Below are 4,550 nucleotides of genomic sequence, written 5' to 3'. Positions count from 1 at the left end.
TAATTAACTCATTTGGTAGAGAAGATATATTATTTAGCTTAAATCCATTTAGAACTATGGATAGAGCTACAAGGAGCAATCTATTTTGTATCAATGCAATTCCAGTTGATGTTGATTATAAAAAGATTAAGGAGCTTAAAGGTTTAGAGCCACATCAAGTAATTAAATTATTAGAAATGGACTTCTTTGAGAGTAAAATACCTACCCCTAACTTTGTAGAGTATGGAAATCAAATAAGACTTATATATAGCGTTGAAACTTGCTATATACCTAAGTTTAGGGATAATGTGGTAACACTAGCTAGAAGAATTTCAGAGGTGTTTTCACAAGAATTAAAAGAGTATGGAGCAGAAAAGCAGAACCTAGAAAGTTATTTTAGAATACCAGGAAGTATTAATACTAAGAATGGAGCAGAGATTAAAGTATTTTCTTATGATGATTCAGTAAGATATACTCTAAGCGAATTACAAGATCTATGGCTTGATGAATTACCTAAGTGGTATAAGAAACGTAAAGGGCGTGTAAAAGCTCCTAAAAAGGTTGTAAAGCTACATAACGTTTATTCTTTAAATTGTAATAGGTTAATGGACTTTGAGAAGATACAGAGCTATTTAAACAGTATTGAAGTAACAGAGCTTAGGTCAAGGTTATGTTTCTTATATAGAAATTATATTTTAATAAAAAATAAATATCAAAATGGAGAGCTTAAAGCAGAAGATTATGAGTTAGCCAAAGAGGAAATGTTGAAGTTTAATAATAACTTTAATGAACCACTAAGAGGGCACATCATAGAAAGTGCTACAAGGGTTGTAAACTATCGTCAGTATCTTTACAAGAATGAAACACTTATAGACTTCCTAGAGCTTGATTATGAGCTTTGTGAGAGATTAGGACTAGAAAGTATCTATAAGACTAAAACACAAGAAGAATGGAATAGAGATTATTACAAGCGTAATAGTGAAGTTAGGAGAGAAGTTAGAAAAGTGGATTATAGAGAGAAACTAAAACTCCAAGGTAAAATAACTAAGAAAGAAGAACTGGAGCTATTAAGAGCAAAAATAAAAAGCCTTCGTGCAAAAGGCTTAAAGAATAATGAGATTTGTATTGAGCTTGATATACCACAATCAACACTCAAAAGACATATTACTTATATGAAAAAGAATGGGCTATTGGACTAGCCTATTCTTTTTTTATTACTAAGTTCAAATATATTATAAAATGCAAGTGCTAAAAAAAAAAGGCTCATTTTTTGTTAAGAGCTATATGGAGGAGCTTATCCCTTAGGGTAGCCTTAATGCATAAATATACCTTTCAGATTATTGCAAGTTTTAATTACTCCAGGTATCAAATTTTCAGCCTATATGGAGGAGCTTACTAGATTAGACAATATTTTTATTATGTTTATGGTATGGTGATAACAAGGGATTAAATGAATTTATAGGGGTGGGAACAATGGCTATAAAAGATGATTATATAAAGATTAGGGTAAGCAAGGAGCAAAAAGAATTATTTAAAGATATAGCAAAAAAGAAAAATATTAGCATGAGTAAGTTTATTATTGTATCAACAGAGGAAAGAGCTTTGAGAGAGAAAGAAAAATTTGAGGGTACAAAGAGCTTGGAGCTTAGAGTTAGTGAGCTTGAGCAGAAATTACAAGAGCTTAAATTAAAAATGGAGAGTCAAAAAGCCGAGAAAAAAAGTTTTTTAAAAATTTTAAAAAGTAGGTTTACAAATTGAGGCTTAAAACTCTTTATATATATGGGGTAGTGTTTGCCTTTATATAAAGTTACGCACTTTTTGATAATGTATCAAAACCAAAGGAAGAGAAAACTTCTTCGGGGTGCTGACACGTTTGGGGGTTAGGGGGTCCCCGGTTGTGGCACACACCGAGAAGTTGCTCATTTCTTTGCTTCTCGATACCTATACAAACTAGTGTTATTTTTATATAAGTGGGGGTGTTTATGTTTTTCAAAAATTAAAAAATGAACACAAAAAAATCTACCGCCATTTTTTTTACGCTTGTATTATAGGGTACGTAGTACCTGTTCTACTTAACTAGAATTGGGGAATATAGCCTATATTAATTTTTATGTAGATTAGATATAATAAGAGCTAAGGGAGTGATTAAAGAATGGATAATGATATTTTAAAAGCATTGAGTAATTTACTTGATGAAAAATTAAAGCCAATTACTCAAGAGTTAAATAATATTAATAAAAAACTAGATGGTATAACAGAGCAGACTGCTGATTTAGTAGAGTTCAGAAGTGAAATGATAAAAAAAGTTGATGGAATTAGAGAAGATTTAGCTACAGTTGAGCTAGTTACTGCAAAAAATTATAAAGATATAGTTAATTTAAAAGCAGTAAAATAGTTCAAAAATTAATAAATGAGCCTTTCCCTTGAAATTTAGTATATTCATAGTGAAATCAAGTCAATGGGCAAGGCTTCGCTAATAAAAAAATAGAATGGTTAGCCGAAGATCCACTTAAAAGTGGAATGGCTGCTATTCTATTTTTTTATTACCCTTGACTAGATATTCCCTTATGAATTTAGGGTTGGTAAGGGGAAAGGAAGTTAAAAATAAAACTTGTATTATAGGGTACGTAGTACCTATTCTTTTGAGTAGGGAATAAAACCATTCATATGGGTTTGTTCAACCAGAATAGCTAAGTGATTTCACGAAACAAAGAAATAGTTCATCACTAAGTTATAATAGGTAACCCAACCCATATTCACGGTAGTGCAGGATAAACAGTTGCATACATGCCAACTGAAACAGTTGTTCCAACTGGATTTTAATTGAATACAATTGGTGTTTTATGATAAAATATTTGTATGCAATATATATAAATCTATTAATATAACTATAGTTTAATGAATACAAGGAGGAAATATGGCTGATACACAAGTAAGAATGGCAAATCATATTCATGAGAAGGTAAAATCAATAGCTGGAAAGAGAAACGTAAGTATAAAAGAGATTTATGAGGAAGCACTTACAAGATACATAGAAGCAGAAGCTCAAGAAGAAATACTAAGGGAAACGCATATAGAGGAAATATTGAATAATAGAATTTCAAAAACAGAAGATTTAATAAATAAGAGTGTAGAAAGATTAGCGAGTTTAGAAGCAAGAGTTGGAATAGATAACTCAATGACTTTAATGGGTGTAATAGTTCTTTTAGAAAAGTTATTAAAACTTGATAGAAAAGATATTCAAAATGAGTTAAGAAAACAAGGGGTAACATATTTTTCAACAGCAACCAAAGAAGATAAAAACAATAAAAAGGTGTAGGTGATTTTATGAATAGGAATAATGAGTCATTTGAAAAAGACTTTATAGCTGCATCAGGAAATCTGATTCATGAGGGAATGAGCTGCAATGCAGAAGAAAAAGAATTGATAAGATTAAGATATTTAAGATTAATAACTGAAGAAGAATTTATAAAAAGAGCTTTAGGGTTAGCAATGAAATAAATAAAATGTTATAAAATTAATTGTTGAACAATTTAAAATCATATGTTACAATTTAGTTAATAAATTAATTAACTAACGAGGTGATTATAGTGGCAAGAAAAACTATTAAAGGATTAGAAGAAATTATTAAAGAGTTAGAAAAGCGTTTAAATGAATATAAGGATATAATTAATGATAGAAATAAACAAATAGAGCAAATGCAAGGTATAGCTGACAATAGCTTCGAGAATAGTCCAACATATGTACAGATGGATAAGGAAATTGAATACTTAAAAACAGTAATAAAAGCACATGAGATAACTATTAAAGCCAAAGAAGATTCTATTAAAGGAAATATGAATACTATACAGGAGCTATTAAAAGAAAATGAAGAATTAAAAAATAAAAACAATAGTGTTGTTCATAAAATAAAAAATGAACGTGGTGCTGGAAGAAAAGAAATGTTTACTGAAGAACAAAAGGCTAGAGTAAAAATGCTTAGACTTCAAAATAAGAGCTACAGAGCTATTGCTAAAGATATGAATTGTAGTGTTGCTACAGTTCACAAAATAATTAACGAACAATAATGTTAAACATTTAATTTATTAACAACAATATAATATTATATTTTATTATATAATATTATATTTTATTATATTGTATTATCATATTGAAATGGCTAATTTACTAGGATTAAACAATCATCTCACTATAAATAAATTAATTAAACAACTGAGTTTATCAGTTGTAAATATCTTTGATATAAAAATGAAATTTATTAGGAAAAGTAAAGTAATAATATGGTATAATCTTATTAGTTTTTTACAAAGGAGGTGAGAAAGTGGTACAAGCAGTAAGACAATTAGATAGATATAGTAAATCAGAAATTGAAGAATGTTCAGAGCTATTACAATACATATATGTGAATGATGATGAATGTTTTGTAAGGGTTTTAAATAAGACTACAGGAAAAAATAAAGTATATCCAACAAGCTCATTAAAAGACCCAATGAAGTTAAGACAAGTAATTAACTCATTTGGTAGAGAAGATATATTATTTAGCTTAAATCCATTTAGAACTATGGATAGAG

General features: G+C 29.0%; 7 protein-coding genes. All 7 read left to right on the top strand.

All coding sequences use genetic code 11. From position 1 onward, the window contains the following. Positions 1–1,178 (top strand): hypothetical protein (locus Q0Y03_RS15110; RefSeq protein ID WP_297714621.1); only part of this gene is annotated, 1,178 nt, incomplete at its 5' end. Between the two features lie 274 nt (positions 1,179–1,452). After that, the gene (locus tag Q0Y03_RS15105; RefSeq protein WP_297714620.1) at positions 1,453–1,737 is read left to right on the top strand and encodes a CopG family transcriptional regulator; all 285 of its coding nucleotides are present in this window, start codon (positions 1,453–1,455) and stop codon (positions 1,735–1,737) included. Positions 1,738–2,131: 394 nt separating this feature from the next. Then, positions 2,132–2,374, top strand: a complete 243-nt coding sequence (locus Q0Y03_RS15100) for a plasmid stabilization protein (RefSeq protein WP_297714619.1) — start codon at positions 2,132–2,134, stop codon at positions 2,372–2,374. A 522-nt stretch (positions 2,375–2,896) separates the two neighbouring features. Next, a complete protein-coding gene (locus tag Q0Y03_RS15095; protein WP_297714618.1) occupies positions 2,897–3,298 on the top strand; it encodes a hypothetical protein in 402 nt (133 codons plus the stop codon). 8 nt (positions 3,299–3,306) lie between these two features. Beyond that, on the top strand, positions 3,307–3,480 hold the full coding sequence (locus tag Q0Y03_RS15090) for a hypothetical protein (RefSeq protein WP_297714617.1): 174 nt from the start codon (positions 3,307–3,309) through the stop codon (positions 3,478–3,480). An 89-nt stretch (positions 3,481–3,569) separates the two neighbouring features. Next, entirely contained in the window at positions 3,570–4,046 is a 477-nt protein-coding gene (locus tag Q0Y03_RS15085) for a Hin recombinase (RefSeq protein WP_297714616.1), read from the top strand. A gap of 254 nt (positions 4,047–4,300) precedes the next feature. Next, a partial coding sequence (locus Q0Y03_RS15080; RefSeq protein WP_297714615.1) for a hypothetical protein occupies positions 4,301–4,550 on the top strand: 250 nt, incomplete at its 3' end.

This window comes from Clostridium sp. (assembly GCF_026168755.1).
Taxonomy (GTDB): Bacteria; Bacillota; Clostridia; order Clostridiales; family Clostridiaceae; genus Clostridium.
Note: the sequence above shows the minus strand (reverse complement) of the source record. Positions and strands in the feature narration are given on the sequence as shown.

Coding starts and splice junctions, on each gene's coding strand:
- Q0Y03_RS15105 (WP_297714620.1), top strand. CDS start 1,453: ATGGCTATAAAAGATGATTATATAAAGATTAGGGTAAGCAAGGAGCAA.
- Q0Y03_RS15100 (WP_297714619.1), top strand. CDS start 2,132: ATGGATAATGATATTTTAAAAGCATTGAGTAATTTACTTGATGAAAAA.
- Q0Y03_RS15095 (WP_297714618.1), top strand. CDS start 2,897: ATGGCTGATACACAAGTAAGAATGGCAAATCATATTCATGAGAAGGTA.
- Q0Y03_RS15090 (WP_297714617.1), top strand. CDS start 3,307: ATGAATAGGAATAATGAGTCATTTGAAAAAGACTTTATAGCTGCATCA.